The organism is Desulfomonile tiedjei, from assembly GCA_016212925.1.
GTDB lineage: Bacteria > Desulfobacterota > Desulfomonilia > Desulfomonilales > Desulfomonilaceae > JACRDF01.
Genome location: JACRDF010000041.1, coordinates 90,170 through 110,960 on the forward strand (window position 1 = coordinate 90,170; position 20,791 = coordinate 110,960).

The window sequence follows — 20,791 nt, forward strand, 5'->3', positions numbered from 1 at the left end:
TACAATTCAGCCGGAAGAAGGATGTTTATGAGATCGACGGAGGAACTTTCCGCATTTATTTCCGCGCAGCGGAACGAAGAGAACTTCACGGGCCTGCCCCTCGAGGGGCTACGCGTTATTGACATGTCCACCATTATGGCCGCGCCGTTTGCCGCGACATTATTGGGCGACTACGGGGCCGAGGTCATCAAAGTCGAGAATCCGGCCGCTCCGGACCCCATTCGGGGATGGGGAGTGGCCGAGGAGTCAGGCATTTCGGCTTTCTGGTCTGTGGTCGGCCGCAACAAATTGCCCATTACCCTGAATCTGCGGGTTGACGAGGGACGCCAGATCCTGCTCGACCTGGTCCGATCGGCTGACGTTCTCATCGAAAACATGCGGTCGGGGGCAATGGAAAGACTCGGCCTCGGGAAAGAAACACTACTTAAAGAGAACCCCGGGCTGATCATAGGTAAGATATCGGGATACGGGCTGACCGGCCCTTACTCCAATCGGCCGGGTTTTGGGACCCTGGCCGAGGGTTTCAGCGGGTTCACCTTTCTGAATGCCCAGCCGGACGGGCCTCCCACCAATGCCCCTATGGCGCTGGCCGATTTGATCGCGGGCGTGCATCTTGCTCTTGCCGTTATGATATGCCTCCGCAGTCAAACTCGTGGGAAATGTGGGGGCCAGGTCATAGATATTTCCCTATTCGAGCCACTTTTTGGCATGTTGGGCCCGGATTTCTTAAGCTGTTTTCTCACCGGGGAGTGTCCGCAGCCCAAGGGCAGCGAACTCAGCTACGTCGTTCCGCGCAACAACTATCTCACGCGGGACGGCAAATGGGTTGCTATGTCCGGCGCCGCCCAAAAGCCGTTTGAGCGCCTCATGGAGTGCGTGGGCCACCCCGAGATGAACGAGGATCCGCGCTTCCGGAGTAACTCCGAACGCATCAAGGACGAAAACCGCCGAATAATCAATAAAGTAATCTCTGAGTGGGTGGGCAGTCTGGACCTCGAGGACGTCCTGGCGAAATGCGAGCAAATGGGGATCACCATCGGTCCCATTGCCAGCATGCAGGATGTGGGTGACGATCTCCATTATCGTGAACGAGGCAGCATACTGGAAATGGAAGATCCGCTGACCGGCCGAATGCTGGAAATGCCCAATGTGCCGTTCCGATTGCTCGGTTCCCCCGGGCGCATCAGGTTTCCGGGGTTGCCTTTGGGATCGGCCAACGATGTGATTTACCGCGAGCTGCTGAGCTACTCCGAGGAGAAGCTCCAGGCGATAGCGGCCTGTGGCGCCATTTAGCTGTAATCATTGTGCACACGCAGAAACGGATCTCTGGTGAAACATCCAATCATTACTTGGGAGATGGGTAGAAATGGCCGGGCCTCTTGATACCTTAAAAATTCTTGATCTTACGGCTCTTCTCCCGGGCCCGTTCGCCACGCTGTACCTGTCCGACCTGGGAGCGTCGGTGTTGCGGGTCACCTCGGCTTCGCGGCCCGACACCCTGGAAACAAGACATCCCATTGTGCCGGGAAAATCCATCTCTGCGGTCTCCGCGTACCTTGGACGGGGAAAGCTCTCGCTGAGTCTTAACCTGAAACATCCCCAAGCAGCGGAAATCGTTCGTCGTCTGATTGAGGAATACGACATCGTGATCGAGCAATTCCGGCCGGGGGTGATGGCCAGACTGGGCTTGGACTATCAAAGCCTGAGCAAGCTGAACCCGGCCGTGATCTATTGTTCGCTCACGAACTTTGGGCAAACCGGCCCCCTGTGCCATAGGGCCGGCCATGACATCAACATGCTCGCTCGCTCGGGCATAGCGTCGTATTCAGGGAAGCAGGAGAGCGGACCTGCAATGATGGGAATGCAAATCGCCGACCTTGCCGCCGGTTCATTGAACGCGGTCATCGGCATTCTTGCTGCAGTGATCAAGCGACGGGAGACAGGTGAAGGTCAGCACATAGACATCTCCATGACGGACGGCATGATGGCGTTCAACGCACTCTATGGCGCCTCTTTTCTGGGGGGCGCCAGTGAGCCCGTCCGTGAGGGAGAACGGCTGAACGGCGGGGTACTCTATGATTTCTACGAGACCAGGGATGGCGAATACATGAGTCTCGGGGCCTTAGAGCCGCAGTTCTTCAAGGCGTTCTGTGAAAAGATCGGTCGTACGGACCTGACTGCCGGAGGTATCCATCCTGTGGATGTGGATCGAGTGAAGGAAGAAATACGAGTTGTCTTTAAATCAAGGACTAGAGACGAATGGGTGGAAACCTTTCGAGATGTCGATGCCTGTGTCGAGCCTGTCGTGCATCTTTCGGAAGCCTTGAACGGCGGCCATGCGAAAGCCCGCGAAATGGTCATAGACATCAAATTCGCAGATGGCGGAAGCATCAGGCAAGTTGCAAATCCTATCAAGTTCTCACGAAGCAAACAGGAGTACTCCTTCGCGGGGGCGCCGGGAGGCTCCCACACGAAGATGGTCGTCCTCGGGCTGGGTTATACCGAGGATGAGTACAAGAGCATGGAGGCTGCAGGAGCCTTCAGTTAAGTCAGTCCCCAAGTATTTTCGAGGAGTATTAGCAATGGCGGACAAGTCGGCAATCGGCAAGGAATTACCCGCTTTCACTTGGGAAGTGGAGAGAGGCAAGATCCGTGAGCTTGTCAAGGCGATCGGCGATCCCAATCCGATTTACTCGGACAAAGACGCGGCGATGGAAGAAGGTTATGCGGATGTTGTTGCTCCACCGACGTTTCCAACCGTTCCGACGCTCTGGACCGGCATAGGGATGGAAGCCGTCAAGGCTTTGAAGATTGATTTTTCCAGGGTCCTTCATGGGGAGGAAAGCTACGAGTACTACGGCGAGATTTATCCTGGAGACGTGCTTACCGGCAGGTCCAAAATAATCGATATCAAAACCAAATCCGGAAAGTCCGGTGATATGGATATCGTTACGCGGGAGTGCGTGTATACGAACCAGCGAAACGAACTTGTGCTGAAGTCGATAACCATAGCGATCGAAAGAAAATGAGGTAGCTCAAAAGATGCCGCAAGCGATCTACTCGGATGAGATCCATGTGGACGATATCATGCCGGTCCTCGTGAAAGCGCCGATCGATCAGGTCCAACTAGTGAAGTACGCCGGGGCCTCCGGCGATTTCAATCCCCTACACTTCGATCCGGAGTTTGGGAAGGCCGTCGGCATTGGAGGCGTGATTGCCCAAGGCATGCTGATCGCGGGTTTTGTCGGTCAGGCCATGACCAATTGGGTGCCTAAGAAATACATAAGGAAATTCGGCGTCCGGTTTGCCGGAATGACCCGGCTCGGAGATGTGGTGACGGTCACCGGGGTAGTCAAGGAGAAGACAGGAAACCGGATCGTTTGTGATCTGGAAGCGAAAAACCAAAACGGGGCGCTTCTCGTCGTCGGCTCGTTCGAGGCGGAGTTGCCCGGCAGATAATACATGTTCGAATCTTACTGGTATTTGTGCGGAGGGTTTACGTGGAGAAAATGGTTGATGGAAAGGTGTGCATTGTCACAGGGGCGGGTCGAGGCATAGCGAAGGAGACAGCGCTTTGGTTCGCCCGGGAAGGCGGAAAGGTCATTGTCTGTGATCTGGATCAGGATCCCGCCCAAGAGACTGTGGCTGCGATCAAGGAAATGAATGGCGAAGCTGTGGCGGTCGTCGGGGACATTACCGCCGAGGGGGTGCCGGAAAAGATCGTGCAGTCGGCAGTCGATACCTTCGATGGCCTTGACGTCATTGTCAATGCGGCCGGGTTCACCTGGGATGCGCTGGTTCAGAAAATGACCGATCAGCAGTGGGAAGCCATGTTGAAGATCCATCTGACAGCGCCCTTCAAGATCATCCGGGCGGCCGCGCCCATCATTCGGGACAGGGCCAAGAACGAAGCCGAGGCCGGGAAGACGGTCATGCGAAAGATCATCAATATCTCCTCCGTATCCGGAACGCAGGGCAACCCAGGCCAACTGAACTATTCCGCGGCGAAGATGGGGGTCGTTGGGATGACCAAGACCCTTGCAAAGGAATGGGGCAGGTACAACGTCAATGTCAACTGCGTCGCCTATGGAGCGATAGAAACCAGACTGGTACAAGCAAAGAAGAAAGGAGAGGAAGCGTTCATTGAGCGGGATGGACAGAAGATCCCCATCGGGGTCCCGGAAGAAGGCCGCGAAAGATGGAAGACGGTCATTCCCCTTGGACGTGCGGGGACGGCGGACGAGGCCGCGAGAGTCATCCTGTTCTTTGCATCCCCGCTATCCGATTACGTGTCGGGCCAGACCCTGATCTGCGGCGGCGGTTATGGCGGTTTTTGATCGTCTGTGACGGAAGCCGGGCCCGGATTTGAACGGATTCCGAGCCTCTGTGATGCGCAAACAAGTTGAAAGCTGGAGGACCTGAAGCATGGTTGGAATCGTAAAACACGGTGGCTACGTACCTCGCTATCGGCTCGATCGCCGGAAGATATATGGAGCTATGGGATGGATGGACCCTTCGACGGGGGCAAACGCTCGGGGCGAGAAGGCGGTCGCAAATTTCGATGAAGACAGTATCACGATTGGGGTTGCCGCGGGTCTGGACTGCCTCCGGGGGATGGATCGCTCGAAGGTCGAAGGCCTCTATTTTGCCTCGACCACCATGCCGTACAAGGAGCGCCTTAACGCGGGCATTCTGACCGCGGCCCTGGGGTTGAGAGACGAAGTCCGGTCGGCTGATTTCAGTGGAGGACTGAAAGCCGGGACAACGGCGCTGCTGGCGGCACTGGAGGGCGTTCAGTCCGGAGGAGCCCGAAACATCATGGTCTCCGCGGCCGATTGCCGGTTGGGCCGACCGGCCTCAGCAGAGGAAATGATCTTTGGGGATGCAGCCGCGGCCTTTGTTCTGGGCGGGGAGGACGTGATCGCGGAATACAAGGGCAGTTACTCGATCACCTATGATTTCGGCGACCACTACCGGGGTGAGTTTGCCAAGTTTGACCGCAAATGGGAGGACCGCTGGATCCGGGACCTGGGCTACGAGAAGTTTGTTCCCTTGGCGGTGAACGGTCTGTTGAGCAAATACGGGCTCAAGATATCGGATTTTACCACCGTGATCTATGACTGCCACTACGCGGCGGCACGCTCGAAGCTCAACAAGATCCTGGGCATCGCGCCGGATAACGTGCAGAGCAACTTTCAGGCGGAGATCGGCCAGAGCGGGGCGGCTCAGAGTCTTGTCATGCTTTCTGCGGCGCTCGAACGGGCCAAGCCGGGCGACAAGCTTTTGGTGGTCAGCTTTGGCAGCGGCTGTGACGCCCTCTTTTTCGAGGTAACCGAGCAGATCGACATGAAGAAAGACTGCTGCGGCATTTCGGGTTGCCTCGCCAAACGCGCGGATCTCGATTCCTATGAAAAATACCTGGTCTGGAGGGATATCCTGCCCGCGGACCTTGGAATGAGGAGCGAGGAAGATCTCTGGACCCGTTGGAGCGCCCTGTGGCGGAGCCGAAGAGAGGTCCTTGGACTGTGGGGGAACAGGTGCACCAAGTGCTCGACCCCTCAGTTTCCCGCCCAGCGGGTCTGCACGAACCCGGCCTGCGGCGCGGTCGACGAATATGAGGATTACCTGTTTTCCGACAAGAAAGGGCGCATCATGAGCTACACGGGTGACATGCTTGCGGCCTCTTACAACCCCCCGGCCATTTATGGCGCTGTAGCCTTCGACGGAGGGGGAAAATATTACTTCGATTTTACGGATTGCATTCTGGAAGATCTCGGCACCGGGATGCCGGTGGGCTTGAGCTTCCGACGAAAATACTTCGACAAGAGACGTGGAATATCCGGCTACTTTTGGAAGGCCGTGCCGGTCAAGGAGGTCGAGTAAATGGCTACAGGGATCAGAGACAAAGTGGCGATTATCGGCATGGGGTGCACTCGTTTTGGCGAGCGGTGGGATTGCAGCGCCGAGGATTTGATGGTGGAGGCATTCGTGGAATGCCTGGCCGATGCCGGCATCGAAAAGAAGGAAATCCAGGCTGCGTACCTTGGCACCCATTTCGATGAGGTCAATGTGGGAAAGGCGGCGCTCTCCTTGGCCATAACATTGAAGCTGCCGTTTCTGCCGGTCACACGGGTAGACAATTACTGCGCGACCGCGACGGAGGCGTTTCGTGCCGCGGTTTATTCCGTGGCCGCGGGAGCCTATGACATCGTTTTGGCCCTGGGAGTCGAGAAGCTCAAGGATACGGGCTACGGCGGTCTTCCCGGCGGTGCGGGTCGAGGAGTGAAGGCATTCATGGAACAGGCCAACATGACCGCGCCTGGGATGTTCGCGCAACTGGCGACGGCCTACAGCGCCAAATGGGGTGTGCCCATGGATAAAATCAAGGACGCCATAGCGCACGTATCCATGAAGAGCCACGCAAACGGGGCTTTGAACCCCCGCGCTCACTTGCGCAACGTTGTGACGGAAGAACAGATCAAGAAGTCCCCTATGATCGCCTATCCTCTGGGGTTGTTTGACTGCTGCGGCGTCAGCGACGGTTCAGCAGCGGCGATCGTGACAACGCCGGAGATCGCGCGGAGCCTGAAACCCAATCAGAGCATGGTGAAAGTGAAAGCACTCCAGATCGTCTGCAGCTCGGGCGAGGAGGAGATGTACACGGAATGGGACGGGGCCCATTTCGCAACGACCAGGATCGCGGCAAGCAGGGCTTACTCCGAGGCGGGGATCGAAGATCCCCGGCAGGAGCTAAGCATGACAGAGGTGCACGACTGCTTTTCCATCACCGAGATGGTCACCATGGAAGATCTGCATATCTCTCCGAAAGGAGGGGCCTATGAGGACATCATGAGCGGGTTTTACGACCTCAAAGGCGAGGTGCCCTGCCAGATTGACGGCGGGTTGAAATGCTTCGGGCATCCCATAGGCGCATCCGGGCTGAGGATGATCTACGCGGTGTACGAGCAGCTCCTGGACCGTGTTCCCGAAGAGAGAAAGGTAAGAAATCCGCGACTCGGATTGACGCACAACCTGGGCGGCTATCCGTGGAAGAACGTGGCGGCCATTTCAATCATCGGCAGGGATTAGCGATTTAGTGGCGACGAACATTCAAATAAGTCGAGAGGATGGTATGGGCGTTACACCACTGGACGAGATCAAGAGGCGGCCCTGGTATAAGCATTATCCGGAGGAAGTAAAACAGCAGATCGATTCGTTCAAGTTTCCCGAGCTGCCGGTCTGCAGAATGCTCGAATCATCTGCGAAATACTTCCCGAATTCGACCGCGATCGTCTACGAGCCTGAAAACCTCGTACTGAGTTACCGAGAGCTGCTTTTCCTTTCCGAGAAGTTTGCATCGGGTCTTCAAAATAACTTCAATGTGAAGAAAGGCGACAGGATTGCCATATTCGCCAGGAACTACCCGGAGTTCGTCATTGCAGTTTCGGGCATTGAATTATCCGGAGCCGTCTATGTCGCATGCAATCCCATGCTGATACAAGAGGAACTCGAATATCAGCTTCAAGACGCCGGCGCAAGACTAATAATCAGTTCCGATGACATGGTCCCGGTTCTCAAGAAAGTGATGACCGGAAAAAGAACGCCCCTGCAAAATGTCATCATCTTTGAGAGGGACAAAGAACTCAAACCAAATCTCTTGCTCGGTGACGGCGGACAACACGATCACGAATTTACAGCCTTCTCTGATCTCTTTTCCGATGCGCCTTTTACGAGACCGGAAATCGACCCGAAAGCCGACCTGGCCGCAATCATGTATACGTCCGGGACAACCGGTCACCCGAAAGGCGTGATGATCTCTCATTACAACGTCATATCGTCAGCCATTATGTACCAAACTGCCTTTACCGGAGTATTCCCGGAACTCGATGAAGACGGCTACCTCAAGAGCAAAAATCAAGGAAGAGATCTGACGAAGGATTGGAAGTATCCCATTCGTTACGGAGTCGATTCGATACTTGCGATTCCACCGTGGACACATGTGATGGGCTATCTGTGTCAATTGCAGGCCTCCATGATCGGCGCCCTGACGCTTTATCCCCTGCCGGCCTTCAATGCGGAAAAGATGCTGGAATTGGTAAGAAAGTGGAAAATCTCCTATGCCGGAGGGGCGCCTCAAATGATGTCGATGCTGCTTTCCCGGTCCGATGCCGATCAAGGCGCTCTGTATCCAATCAGGGCATGGGGCGCAGGCGGCGCTCCCGTTTCCACGGCTCTCGCTGAAAAATTTTCCAGTCTCATCAGCAGCGGCATTATCACGGAGGGATATGGTTCTACGGAAGCAGCGGGCACGTCGGCAAAACACTTCAGTAATCGGTCGGCCAAGAAGAGATATGGATCGATCGGGACCCCCCTGCCTTTCGTAGATATGAAAGTCGTTGATATAGCAACGGGAGAGCACGAAATGCCGGTCGGCGAGGAAGGAGAGTTGATCCACAACGGGCCTGCCGTCACTCTGGGTTATCTGAACAAGCCCGAGGAAACCGGCAAATCCTTCAGGGACGGCTGGCTGTATACGGGAGATCTTGCTGTAATGGATGAGGACGGGTTCTTCCGCATTACAGGCAGGCTGAAGGAGCTGATCATCTATAAAGGCTACAATATTGCTCCGAGAATGCTCGAAGACATCCTGTATCAGCATCCGGCGGTGTTGGAATGTGCCGTGGTCGGCAAGAAGGACGAAATAGGCGGAGAGATCCCGGTCGCTTTTATAGCACTGAAAGTGGGAAGCCAGGCCTCCGCTGAAGAGATAATGGCCTTCGTGAACTCCAGAGTAGCCCCGTACAAGAAACTGAGAGGGGTTGAGTTCATCGACAAGATCCCCACCCTGTCCAGCGGAAAGACGGCCCGCAGGGAACTGGCCAAGATGCTGTTAGGGCAGGAAAAGGCGGTATAGCGGAGAGTGCCGATCCGGCGACAGCAACAATTTGAAAAGGTGTGGAAAGATGGAAAGAGGCCTGTTTAGCGAAGAACATACGATCTTTCGAAGTCAATTTCAGAAGTTCCTGGATGCAGAAGTGGCCCCTTATTACGACCAATGGGAGCAGGAAAGGATTGTGCCGAAGTCTGCCTGGCTCAAGATGGGCGCAAACGGTTTTCTCTGCCCCTGGGTTGACGAGAAGTACGGTGGTTCAGACGCCGGCTTGGAGTATTCCGTGATCATGGCCGAAGAAATGAACCGCAGGGATTTTGTAGGATTTATGGCCTCTCTGCACACCAACATCGTTGTCCCCTATATTGATAGTTTCGGCAGTGAGGAGCAAAAGCAGAAGTGGCTGCCGGGCTGTGTAACGGGTGAGATTATCACGGCCATTGCAATGACGGAGCCAAATGCCGGCTCCGACCTTGCAGCCATTCGAACCAAGGCCATAAAGGACGGAAACGACTACATCATAAACGGACAGAAAACCTTTATCTCCAATGGCTTGAATTCGAATTTGGTTGTCGTCGCGGCAAAAACCGATCCGAGTGCCGGATTCAAGGGAATCAGCCTGATATGTGTAGAAGAGGGAACTCCCGGTTTCTTCAAGGGAAGAAAACTGAACAAAATGGGCATCCATAGCAATGATACCGCGGAACTGTTCTTCGATGATTGCCGTGTGCCGGTTTCACACCTGCTGGGTGAAGAAGGAAAAGGCTTCTATTACATGATGCAGAAGCTCCAAAGAGAGAGGCTTTTTGCGGTTATCGGCTCACAGATCATGGCAGAGGCCATGCTCGATCTGACGATAAAATATTGCAAGGAGCGAACGATCTTCGGTAAGCCTGTCAGCTCATTTCAACACAACACTTTCAAGATCGCGGAGATGGCAACAGAGATCGAGCTAGGAAGGACGTTTGTCGATACTCTCATACGGGAGCATATGGACGGCATAGACATCACGAAGAAGGTGTCAATGGCTAAGGCGTGGATTCCGGAGATGGTAAACCGAGTTGCCTACCAGTGCCTCCAACTCCATGGCGGTTACGGTTACATGGAAGAATATCCCATCTGCAGGTTTGCCAGGGATGTGAGAGTTCATACTATCTACGCGGGTTCCACGGAAGTGATGAAGACGGTCGTGGGGAAGATGCTGGGCCTGTAACAAGCTGAAGTGAGTTTCCGGAAAGCCCGACACCGGATTCCTCCGAAGGACTCGGCGTGGCTGACGAACAATCAAGCAAAGCGGAAAGATAATAATGGCCGTAACACCATTGAAAGAGCTTAAAACCAGAGCCTGGTATAAACATTATCCGGAAGAGATCAGGCAACAGATTGATTCGTTCAAATTTCCCGAGCTACCGGTCTACAGGATGCTCGAATCGTCTGCGAAATACTGCCCGAATTCGACCGCCATAGTCTACGAACCCGAGAATCTCGTATTAAATTACCGAGAGCTGCTTTTCCTTTCCGAGAAGTTTGCATCGGGTCTTCAAAAGAACTTCAAAGTGAAGAAAGGCGACAGGATTGCCATATTCGCCAGGAACTACCTGGAGTTCGTCATTGCAGTTTCGGGCATCGAATTATCCGGAGCCGTCTATGTCGCATGCAATCCCATGCTGATAAGGGAGGAACTCGAATATCAGCTTCAAGACGCGGGCGTTAAACTAATAATCAGTTCCGATGACATGGTCCCGGTTCTACAGCAAGTGACTGCCGGGAAAAAAACGCCCCTGCAAAATGTCATCATTTTTGAGAGAGACAGGGAACTGAAACCGGCTCTGCTGTGCGGTAACGACCGTCAACACCATTCTGAATTCACAGCCTTTTCCGATGTCTTTTCCGATGAACCTTTTACGAGACCGGAAATCGATCCTAAAACCGACCTTGCCGCCATCATGTACACGTCGGGGACAACCGGTCACCCGAAAGGCGTGATGATCTCCCATTATAACGTCGTATCATCAGTCATCATGTATCAGTCAGCTTATACCGGAGCCTTTCCGCAGTTCGATGAAGATGGCTACATCAAATGCAAGAATCACGAAAGGGATTTGACGAAGGATTGGGAGTATCCCATACGTTACGGAGTCGATTCGGTGCTTGCGATTCCTCCGTGGACACATATGCTCGCTTATCTGGGACAATTGCACTACCCCATGCTCGCCGCCCTGACGATTCATCCCATGCCGGCCTTCAACCTCGAAAAGATGCTGGAAATGGTAAGAAAGTGGAAAATTTCGTTTGCCGGCGGCGCGCCTCAAATGATGGCAATGTTGCTTGCCCGGCCCGAAACCGATCAAGGCGCGCTCTACCCTATCAGGGCATGGACAACAGGCGGCTCTCCAGTTCCCGTTGCTCTTGCTGAAAGGTTTTCCAGTCTCATCAGCGGCGTTATCACGGAAGGCTACAGTTTAACTGAAGCGACCATCAGCTCGACAAAACATTTCGGTAATCGGTCGGTCAAGAAAAAATACGGGTCAATCGGAACTCCCTTGCCTTTCATCGATATGAAAGTTGTGGATATAGAAACGGGAAAGCAAGAAATGCCTATTGGGGAGGAAGGAGAGCTGATCCACAACGGGCCTGCCGTGACTCTGGGCTATTTGAATAAGCCCGAGGAAACCGGCAAATCCTACAGGGATGGCTGGCTGTACACCGGAGATCTCGCTGTAATGGATGAGAACGGGTTCTTCTACATTACCGGCAGGTTGAAGGAGCTGATTATCTACAAAGGCTACAACATTGCTCCGAGAATGCTCGAAGAGATCCTGTATCAGCATTCGGCAGTGTTGGAATGCGCCGTGGTCGGCAAAAAGGACGAAATAGGCGGAGAGATCCCCGTCGCTTTTATAACGCCAAAAACGGGCAGCCAGGCAACCGGTGAAGAGATAATGGACTACGTGAACTCGAGGGTAGCTCCCTACAAGAAATTGAGGGGAGTTAAGTTTATCGACAAGATTCCCACCCTGCCAAGCGGAAAGATGGCGCGCAGGGAGTTGGCCAAGATGCTGGAGAGGCAGGAAAAATGACGTATACCAGAGAATATAAGTATCTCCTGTTTGAGAAGTCCGACAGGGTAGCAAAAATAATCTTTAATCGACCGGAATCAAGAAATGCTCTGGGCATGGAGATGCGGGAGGATCTTCGCGAGGTCCTGGGATTGGTGCGAGAAGATCCTGAAATCCGTGCGCTCATACTCACCGGCGCGGGCAAGTCATTTTGCGCAGGAGGGGACATCAGGACGATGAAGTACCCCATGCCGGAGCTGGCGGGCAGAAAAAGGCTCAAGGATTTCCATATTTGGCTGAACACTCTGATTAACCTGGAGATTCCTGTAATTGCGGCAGTTAACGGGGTTGCAGCCGGCGCCGGGTGCAGTCTGGCCATGGCCTGCGATCTCATTATCACAACGGAGGAATCAAGATTTTCGGTCTCCTTCGGCAAAATTGGATTGATCCCGGACGGCGGGATTCTCTATTTCCTCCCCCGACTGGTCGGGTTAAATCGTGCGAAAGAGCTGATGTTCACTGGCAGGTGGGTTGACGCTTCAGAAGCGCTTGCCATAGGTTTGGTCAACGAGGTTGTGCCTCCGGAGCAGTTGATTCCAAGGGCGGAAGAACTGGCCGGCGAACTCGCTCGGGGAGCTGGCAAGGCGCTTGCACTGACGAAGCGCCTCCTCAATTTGAGCATGAGTTCAGACCTGGAAACGATCCTGGAGTTCGAAGCCCTTGGGCAAGACATATGCTTTGGCACCGAAGATTTCGTAGAGGGTTCGAAGGCATTCCTGGAAAAGAGAAAACCGGAATTCAAGCAAAAATGATCGGTAAACGTAATCATTCACGTACGTGCGGGAGCGTCCCCCATGCCCCGAAGGGGCAGCCCAGAAGTAGCCACGGGCGTAAGCCCGTGGAAAATGGTCCACACAATCATTTAGATCACCGACCCTGGAGGGGTCGACCATGAATGTGAGTTGGACTTCGGGATTGGTCGACCCCTCCAGGGTCGGTAATTCAGGGCTGGGGCAGCACTTCCAGTCCACGGGTTACACCCGTGGCTACCGTTGGTACGCCCCTTCAGGGCTCAGAATCCCTTCTACCCCGGCAAGACTGAATGGTTACCAGTAAACATTGAAGGAGAAAACCATGTTGGTGACTAGGGTGACAAAACTCCTGGGAATTCAACTTCCCATCATCGGGGGCGCGATGCAATGGATCAGCCGGGCCCCGTTTGTGGCCGCCATAAGCAATGCCGGCGGGTTGGGCATCATCACTTCGGCGACCTTTTCATCAAAGCAAGAGTTGAAGGAAGAAATCCGCAAGACACGGGACCTCACGGGCAAACCCTTTGCCGTCAATATCAACTTGTTTCCTTCGATGCGGCCTCTGTCGGCGGAGGAGATGATGGACGCAGTCGAAGAGGAAGGAGTCGAGATAGTCGAAACCTCCGGTCACAATCCTGCGAAGTGCGTTGAGCGTCTCAAAAATAACGGACGAATATACATGCACAAATGCGCACGAGAGCACGACGCGGTGAAGGCCGAAGCCCTGGGAGTGGATTTGGTCACGATCGTCGGCACGGAGTGTGGCGGACACCCCAGTGCGGAAGGCGTAACCACCATGGTGCTCTTGCCGCGAACAGTCCAAGCTGTGACTATTCCGGTGGTCGGGGGCGGCGGTTTTTGTGACGGGCGAGGGCTTATGGCTGCGCTTTCCCTGGGGGCCGAAGGGATCGTCATGGGAACTGCGCTCATGGCAACGGAAGAATGCCCGATACATCCGAATTTCAAGCGAGCCTTGTTGGAGGCGGAAGTGACATCGACATGCCTGCTCCTGATGTCTGTAAAGGCCCCGGTTCGCGTGTTTACGAACAAGGTGGCCAGCGAAGTGCTTGAAATGGAGGTGCGGTGCGAGCCCTTGGAGAAATTGCTCCCCAAGATGAAAGGTGAACTCGGGCGCGAAGCCTACGAGACCGGAGAACTTGATGGAGCGATCTGGGCTTGCGGACAGATAGCGGGACTGGTGAAAAAGATCATGCCCGTGCGTGATTTCTTCCAGAGCGTCATGGAAGAAGCTGAGTCCATCCGTCGGCAATGGGGGATCGAAACCCCTGCCGGCGGCTGATTAACGAACCACCTGGGACTCGTGCATGAAAGGACTCTTTCAATGCTAAGTTTGAAACTGGCCGACTTCATCCGTTCGATGAGTTTTTCGGGCCTGGGGCCGCAAACCGTCCGCATGGCTCGCTTCGCGCTGCTCGACTGGCTGGGCTCTGTAGCGAGAGGGAGTCAGGAGGAGCCGGCTAGAATAGCCCTTTCGGTACTAATTGACCAAGGGGGTAGACCTCAAGCCACCATTTTACCCTCCGGAGAAAAGACCTCAGCCCTTAATGCCGCTTTGTGCAACGGCATAGCATCGCACATTATGGAACTCGACGATGTGCACCGCAGCTCCATCATTCACTGCGGAGCTGCTGTTATCCCGGCGGCCCTCGCAGCGGCTGAAATGACCAGCGCGAGCGGCCGGAAGCTTATCGAGGCGCTCGTGGCGGGCTACGAGGTGGCGATCAGGATAGGGGAGGCCGTCACCCCGTCCCATTATTACTTCTGGCACAATACGGGCACATGCGGGACCTTCGGCGCCTGCGCGGCCGCGGGCAAGCTCCTCGGATTGAATCGAGAGCAGTTGATCTGGGCCTTAGGTAGTGCCGGCACTCAGGCTGCCGGGCTATGGGAATTCCTGGCCGACGGCGCTATGTCCAAGCATCTGCATCCGGGAAAAGCCGCGCAAAACGGGCTGCTGTCGGCCCTGCTCGCCGCGGGTGGATTCACGGGCGCAACCTCCATCCTGGAAGGTGAGAAAGGTTTTTGCAGGGCTATGGCCCCCGAATTCAACCTCGACAGGATTACCGATTCCCTGGGTAAGGCCCCGTACAAGATCGAGGATAATTCGTTCAAAATTCATTCATCGTGTCGCCACACGCACCCCGCAGTCGATATCGCGCTGGAACTTGCCTCCAGTCACAAAATGGAGCCCTCGGACATCACCGGCATCGAGGTGCGAACTTATAGGACTGCCCTCGACATTACGGACACCCCGGAGCCCCAAACGGTCTACGCCGCAAAATTCAATCTGCCGTTCTGCGTTGCGCTCGCCCTGTCAAAGAAAAGCTGCGGTCTGGCAGACTTCAATGATGACAACCTGAGGGACCCCGAGATCCTCGCACTGTCACGACGGGTGAAACTGGTTGCCGACGATGAACTCACTTCTGCCTATCCGGGCAAATGGGCCGCTGTCATGGAGATAACCACGAGGTCGGGCGATGTGCTTCGGGGCCGGAAGGACTTTCCTCTTGGGGACCCCGAAAATCCGGCGAGCGACGAGCTGCTGACCGAGAAGTTTCGCTGGCTCGCTTCGGATTCGTGGGGGGACGAGAAGGCCGGCAGCCTGGTCAAAGCGGTGATGGAACTGGAGACGGTAGAAGACGTGGCCCTTCTGTTCTAGCAGCACGGGGGACCAGGGCCGAAACATCAAAGGGAAGGATTTAAGGATTATGGGAGGAGCGCTGGAAGGCATCAAGATTCTCGATCTGGGAAGTTACGTCGCTGCCCCCTACTGCTGCATGATCCTAGCCGATCATGGGGCGGAGGTGATTCGGGCGGAACCACCCAATGGAAAAGTGGACCGCGAAGTGGGCCCCTTTTCATCTGACGGTCAACCTCTGGTTTTCGGATATACCATACAACGCAATAAGAAGGATATTACACTGAATTTGAGATCCCAAAGGGGAAAAGCGTTGTTGGAGGAACTGGCCCAAAAACTGGATGTGGTGGTCCACAATTATCCCAAGGGATCGGAAGAGGCGGGGATCTTGACGTACGAGCATCTGAGCAGTATTAATCCCGCCTTGATTGTGACGGCTGTATCCGGCTTCGGCCAGACCGGTCCCTACGCCGAGCGGCTTTGTTTTGACTCCATTGCCCAGGCCATGTCCGGGTATATGAGTTTTTCCGGATATCCGGGCACTCCGCCTCTTAGACCCTCTCTGCCTTTTATTGATCATAATACGGCCGCCCGTGCTGCCTTGGGAACCATGCTGGCCCTCTTCGAGAGGCAATCAAGCGGCCGGGGCCAGCTTGTAGATGTCGCCCTCTTCGATGTGGCCTTCTCCATAACTGCTGCTTCCGGATGTGCCGCCGAGTATAAGTTGTTGGGGGAGCTTCGAAAGCAGATAGGCAACGGCGGCTTTTATGCTTACTGTGGCAGTTTCCGGGCCAACGACGGTTATCTGTTGATCAACATTATCGGTAACAGCATGTGGCGCCGCATGTGCCGGGTCATGGACCGGGAGGACCTGGTCCTTGATCCCCGTTTTAAGGACAATATGAGCCGCTACCGGAATCATCCTGCCGTTGATGCCGTTCTGGATGAGTGGATTAGAAATAAGACCGTGGCCCAGGCTCGGGAAATGCTTGAACAGGCCGGGGTTGCTTGCGGACCGGTCAATGACGTACCTCGGTCCCTGGAGGTGCCCCAGGTGGCCTCCAGAGAGATGCTGGTGGAGATTGAGTACCCTGGAACAGGAAAAGTGCCTGTACCGGGAGTAGATATAAAGCTTTCAAGGACTCCTGGAAAAGTGGCTAAACGGGCCTCTTTTCTGGGGGAAGACAATGAATCCATTTACTGCGGGCTTCTCGGCTACAAACCGGAGGATTTGTCACGGTTCAAACAGGAAAAGGCCATATAAACAACAAGATCGGTAAGTTCGAAGAGGTAGAGCCTAAGAAATGTAAGCCGCAAACTGGGAATGAATCCCAATCATCCAAAATGGAGGAAACGATGGGAAAAGGAATCATGAGAGGAACGACAGTTATCTTCTGGTGTGCGGTAGTGTTCTTCCTGTTTCAAGGTAAGGCCGTAGGCGAGGATACGATCAATATCGGCTATACCGGGCCATTGACCGGAGGGGCGGCTTACGTCGGGAACGATACCATGCACGGGGCCATGGTCGCGGCCAAAGAAATCAATGACGAAGGAGGAGTGGAGGTAGCCGGGAAGAAGTATAAGGTGAAAATCCATACTTATGACGATCAAGGGGTGGCTGCCAAGGCCGTGGCCGGGATGCAACGCCTAAAGGACAAATATGATGTTCCGGTTATTATACAAAACCTGAGCGCTCCTCTCATGGGTATGCTGGAAAGAAACGAAAAGATGGGGATCCTCCTAATCGGTTTTTTCAAAATCCCTGAAGCCACCACGAAGGGAAACAAGTTGATCTTGCGTCATCACACAACCTCTGAGAAAGATTGCGAAGATTTGGTCCGGGAGACTTCTAAGCTATTGAAAGTCAAGACCTGTGCCCTGATCTCCGATGCGAGCGATTACGGGAAGAGTATGGCCAAGGCTTCCCAGGCGGCCTTTGATAAGCTCGGGGTAAAGATGGTGGCGAATGAATGGCTGGACGAGCGGACCCAGACAGATTTCCGGGGACAACTGACCAAGATCAAGGCGGCCAATCCGGATGTGATCATGCTTACGGCCCATGATGAGGCCTCTGCCGGGGTCATCAAACAAGCCCATGAGCTTGGGATCAAGACGCCTTTTGCCCTTTCACCGGGATTTCAGACCAAGGGCGAAGAATTGACGGGACCGGATTTGATTGAAGGATATTATAGGCAAATTACATCGCTTAATCAAACTCCCCCTCCTCCAGGTGTGGCTCGTTACAGGGCTCTTTATTCGACCATGGGCTACAAGGATTCATTAGGCCCCTACGGCAATACCTGCTACGCCATGGTCCACACTATAGTCAAGGCCATGCAAAAGGCCGGTACAACCACCGATGCCTTAAAGATCCGTCAGGCTGCTCCATCAGTGGTGCCAATTGAAGACAAATATAACACCACCAATTTAACAGGCTTTGAGGATAATGGAGATGGAGTGGTTTCCATTAAGATTGGGAAGTATCACAAAGGGAAAGCAGTGCCTGTAAATTGATTTTGAACGTGTTGGACCATCATGGTTCCCAGATGTCCGCCAAGCATCAAAAGGATTCAAAGGGCAAATACAGATATTTTAAAGAAAAACGGTGACTTCCTGAAGGGTCTTATTAAGATCGGAAGGGTATATAAATGGCAATTTCCGGAGATTTGGGGTTCGAAGTGCACCAAGCCCGACAGTTGTTGCTGGGAGAAATGTTGGCCCGTAATGCCCGAAAAGGGCCGGATATTGAGGCCATTGTCTTCCGAGACAAAAGAATCAGATACTGGGAACTGGATGAAAGAGTTAACCGTTTGGCCAATGCCCTTCTTTTGCAAGGGTTAACAAAGGGGGATGCTGTAGGCCTGCTGATGCAAAACCGGCTGGAGATGCCGGAGATCTATTTTGCCGCGGCCAAAATAGGGGCTGTTAATGTTCCTATCAACTTCCGGCTTTCCCCTAAAGAGATAGCCTATATCTTGAACAATGCCGAGGTTAAGATCCTGTTTCTGGAGGAAAACTACCTTGGGACGATTGAAAAGATTAGGCGGGAACTTCCCTTGATTAGAGATTATGTCGTGATTGAAAAGGGGGGAGATCCCCATTTCAAGAATTATGAAGACCTCATAACTTCAGGCTCTTCGATCCCTCCTGAGATCCGACTCGAGGACGACTTTGATGCCTTCATCATTTACACCGCGGGAACTACGGGCAAACCCAAAGGGGCTGTACTGACCCATAAGAATTTGATCGTCAATGCTATGGCTAACAGCCAGGAGAACCTCTTTTCCCTTCCGCGAAGGGCGGATCTGCCTTGCATAGGACCTAAAGTCATTTCCGTGACCCCCTTCTTTCACGTCGCGGGTCTAATGAGTATCACTAAGGCAATGCTCAACTTGACTCCAATTGTCGTAATGGATTTCGACCCTGTGGCGTTATTGAGGACCATCGAATCGGAAAGGGCCACTGAGCTGTTCCTTGTCCCGGCCATGTGGCTCATGGTGATAGATCATCCGGACTTCAAAAATTACGATGTCAGTTCATTAAGATCGGCTGCCTATGGAGCTGATGTTACGCCTAACTCCCTCAAAGAGCGAATTCTTGAGGCTTTCCCCAATGCCGCCTTGCGGGAAGCCTTTGGGCAGACCGAAATGGCGGCCACGGCTGTGTTCATGAAGCACCAGGATGCCCTACGCAAGGAGGGATCGGTGGGGCTCCCCATCTCGAATGTTGAGGTCCGGGTGGTGGATGATGAGATGAGGGATGTGGCTGTGAATGAAGTGGGCGAGATCGTCTATCGTGGACCCGGGATGTTCAAAGGGTATTTCAAGAATCCTGAAGAAACGAAAAAGGCCTTCGAGGGTGGTTGGTTTCACAGCGGCGATCTTGTGCGCCGGGATGAGGAAGGTTTCATCTATGTCGTTGATCGTAAGAAGGACATGATCATCAGCGGGGGTGAAAACATCTATTCCGCAGAGGTTGAGGCCGTGCTCCTCGCTCACCCGAAAATCAAGGAAGCCGCGGTCATCGGGGTTCCTGATCCAAAATGGGGAGAAACGGTCAAAGCCTTTGCGGTCCTTGAAGAGGGTCAGAAGGCAACGGCAGAAGAAATCATCGAATTTTGCTTGGAGAATATGGCCCGTTTTAAGCGGCCGAAGTTTGTGGAATTCGTTCCGGCCCTGCCCCGTAGCGCCATGGGAAAGATATTGAAGCGGGAGTTGCGTGCTCAGAAGCAAACGGGAGTGGGGTCATGAATTCATTAATCGTAATCGTTCACCGGGCTTGAGGCGGCTCTGCGCCCGGTGGGGATGGAGGGGGAGACCATCTCCCCCTCCAAGCCTCCCCCATCGTGATTCTAAGGCCTTAAGACCGTCCCGGTGAACGGTTACCATTAATCTTAAAGCTAGCGGGTACCATAGGGGAAGACGAATGCCGGAGGTCAGGAGTTTCTTTTGTTGCATCATTGAATTCCGGGAAAGTACGTTCGGTTAGGAGGGCGTGTTTTCGATGGCTGAATTTCTGCAGCACATTGTCAATGGTTTGATCGCCGGCAGTGCCTATGGGCTATTGGCCCTAGCTATGACCCTGATCTACGGGATCCTCTCTGTCCCCAATTTCGCCCTGGGGGCAATCTATGCTTTGGGGGCTTTCATAGCCTTTTATGTCACCCAGTGGTTAGGACCGGGGTATTATCTAGTCAGCCTGTTTCCTGTTGTCATACTGTCGGGTCTTATGGGGATTGTCACTGAACGGGTGGTCTTCCGGCCTCTGCACGATGCCCCCCATGCCGCCGGCTTCATCGGCGCCCTGGGGCTTTACGCCATTCTGGAAGGGAGCTGGAATGTCTGGTTTGGTTCGGAATGGAGGAGTATTGTTTCCCCCTACAATGATATCGTCATTGGACTGGGGCCGGTTTCCTTGACTCTTCAGAGGCTGATTCTTTTCGGGATCTGTCTTCTCTTTGCCCTGGGGACTTACCTGCTGGTCTTTCGGACCATAACCGGCAAACAGATTCGGGCCTTTTCGGAAAACAAGGACGTGGCCCGCCTTTTAGGGGTAAATCCGGACCGCATGTCCGTCCTGACTTTTATCATCGGCTACGGCCTGACAGGCATAGGCGGGGTTCTGGTGGCGCCGACCGCTCTGGTGGGTCCAAGCATGGGCCTGACGCCGATCATCAAATCTTTCATCGTGGTCGCATTAGGGGGATTGGGCAGTGTGACAGGGGCTATTGTGGGCGGGCTTGTTTTAGGACTGGGAGAGAATCTGGGGGCTGCCTACATCAGCTCTATGTATAAGGATATCTTCTCCTTCGGGATCTTCTTGGGGGTACTGCTCTTGATGCCCCAGGGCCTGTACCGTCGTTAACCAAAAG

Annotated in this window: 18 protein-coding genes; all 18 read left to right on the plus strand. The window is 54.1% G+C overall.

Annotated features, from left to right (window positions below):
- Positions 1 to 27 precede the first annotated feature (27 nt).
- The 18 genes from HY913_17310 (at position 28) to HY913_17395 (ending at position 20,784) form a co-directional block, all read left to right on the plus strand.
- Positions 28 to 1,293 (plus strand): CoA transferase, encoded by a 1,266-nt coding sequence (locus HY913_17310; protein ID MBI4965037.1) that lies wholly within the window; start codon positions 28 to 30, stop codon positions 1,291 to 1,293.
- A 73-nt stretch (positions 1,294 to 1,366) separates the two neighbouring features.
- Positions 1,367 to 2,548 (plus strand): CoA transferase, encoded by a 1,182-nt coding sequence (locus HY913_17315; GenBank protein ID MBI4965038.1) that lies wholly within the window; start codon positions 1,367 to 1,369, stop codon positions 2,546 to 2,548.
- 34 nt (positions 2,549 to 2,582) lie between these two features.
- Complete coding sequence (locus HY913_17320; protein ID MBI4965039.1) at positions 2,583 to 3,029, plus strand: MaoC family dehydratase N-terminal domain-containing protein; 447 nt, start codon at positions 2,583 to 2,585, stop codon at positions 3,027 to 3,029.
- A gap of 13 nt (positions 3,030 to 3,042) precedes the next feature.
- Positions 3,043 to 3,459 carry a dehydratase gene (locus HY913_17325; GenBank protein ID MBI4965040.1) on the plus strand — a complete coding sequence of 139 codons (417 nt, stop codon included), beginning with the start codon at positions 3,043 to 3,045 and terminating at the stop codon, positions 3,457 to 3,459.
- Positions 3,460 to 3,500: 41 nt separating this feature from the next.
- Positions 3,501 to 4,337, plus strand: a complete 837-nt coding sequence (locus HY913_17330) for an SDR family oxidoreductase (GenBank protein MBI4965041.1) — start codon at positions 3,501 to 3,503, stop codon at positions 4,335 to 4,337.
- 88 nt (positions 4,338 to 4,425) lie between these two features.
- Complete coding sequence (locus HY913_17335; protein ID MBI4965042.1) at positions 4,426 to 5,883, plus strand: 3-hydroxy-3-methylglutaryl CoA synthase; 1,458 nt, start codon at positions 4,426 to 4,428, stop codon at positions 5,881 to 5,883.
- A complete protein-coding gene (locus tag HY913_17340) occupies positions 5,884 to 7,089 on the plus strand; it encodes an acetyl-CoA acetyltransferase (GenBank protein ID MBI4965043.1) in 1,206 nt (401 codons plus the stop codon). It abuts the gene before it with no gap.
- A 43-nt stretch (positions 7,090 to 7,132) separates the two neighbouring features.
- On the plus strand, positions 7,133 to 8,914 hold the full coding sequence (locus HY913_17345; protein ID MBI4965044.1) for an acyl--CoA ligase: 1,782 nt from the start codon (positions 7,133 to 7,135) through the stop codon (positions 8,912 to 8,914).
- 49 nt (positions 8,915 to 8,963) lie between these two features.
- Positions 8,964 to 10,103 (plus strand): acyl-CoA dehydrogenase family protein, encoded by a 1,140-nt coding sequence (locus tag HY913_17350; GenBank protein MBI4965045.1) that lies wholly within the window; start codon positions 8,964 to 8,966, stop codon positions 10,101 to 10,103.
- 94 nt (positions 10,104 to 10,197) lie between these two features.
- Positions 10,198 to 11,970 (plus strand): acyl--CoA ligase, encoded by a 1,773-nt coding sequence (locus tag HY913_17355; protein ID MBI4965046.1) that lies wholly within the window; start codon positions 10,198 to 10,200, stop codon positions 11,968 to 11,970.
- Positions 11,967 to 12,761 carry an enoyl-CoA hydratase/isomerase family protein gene (locus HY913_17360; protein MBI4965047.1) on the plus strand — a complete coding sequence of 265 codons (795 nt, stop codon included), beginning with the start codon at positions 11,967 to 11,969 and terminating at the stop codon, positions 12,759 to 12,761. The genes HY913_17355 and HY913_17360 overlap by 4 nt, the downstream gene beginning before the upstream one ends.
- Before the next feature lie 139 nt (positions 12,762 to 12,900).
- Positions 12,901 to 13,065, plus strand: a complete 165-nt coding sequence (locus HY913_17365) for a hypothetical protein (GenBank protein ID MBI4965048.1) — start codon at positions 12,901 to 12,903, stop codon at positions 13,063 to 13,065.
- 18 nt (positions 13,066 to 13,083) lie between these two features.
- Entirely contained in the window at positions 13,084 to 14,061 is a 978-nt protein-coding gene (locus HY913_17370) for a nitronate monooxygenase (protein MBI4965049.1), read from the plus strand.
- Positions 14,062 to 14,103: 42 nt separating this feature from the next.
- Complete coding sequence (locus HY913_17375) at positions 14,104 to 15,441, plus strand: MmgE/PrpD family protein (protein ID MBI4965050.1); 1,338 nt, start codon at positions 14,104 to 14,106, stop codon at positions 15,439 to 15,441.
- 49 nt (positions 15,442 to 15,490) lie between these two features.
- Positions 15,491 to 16,684 (plus strand): CoA transferase, encoded by a 1,194-nt coding sequence (locus tag HY913_17380; GenBank protein ID MBI4965051.1) that lies wholly within the window; start codon positions 15,491 to 15,493, stop codon positions 16,682 to 16,684.
- Between the two features lie 92 nt (positions 16,685 to 16,776).
- Positions 16,777 to 17,934 carry an ABC transporter substrate-binding protein gene (locus tag HY913_17385; protein ID MBI4965052.1) on the plus strand — a complete coding sequence of 386 codons (1,158 nt, stop codon included), beginning with the start codon at positions 16,777 to 16,779 and terminating at the stop codon, positions 17,932 to 17,934.
- Between the two features lie 134 nt (positions 17,935 to 18,068).
- On the plus strand, positions 18,069 to 19,670 hold the full coding sequence (locus tag HY913_17390) for a long-chain-fatty-acid--CoA ligase (GenBank protein ID MBI4965053.1): 1,602 nt from the start codon (positions 18,069 to 18,071) through the stop codon (positions 19,668 to 19,670).
- A 253-nt stretch (positions 19,671 to 19,923) separates the two neighbouring features.
- Complete coding sequence (locus HY913_17395; GenBank protein ID MBI4965054.1) at positions 19,924 to 20,784, plus strand: branched-chain amino acid ABC transporter permease; 861 nt, start codon at positions 19,924 to 19,926, stop codon at positions 20,782 to 20,784.
- Positions 20,785 to 20,791: the final 7 nt, after the last annotated feature.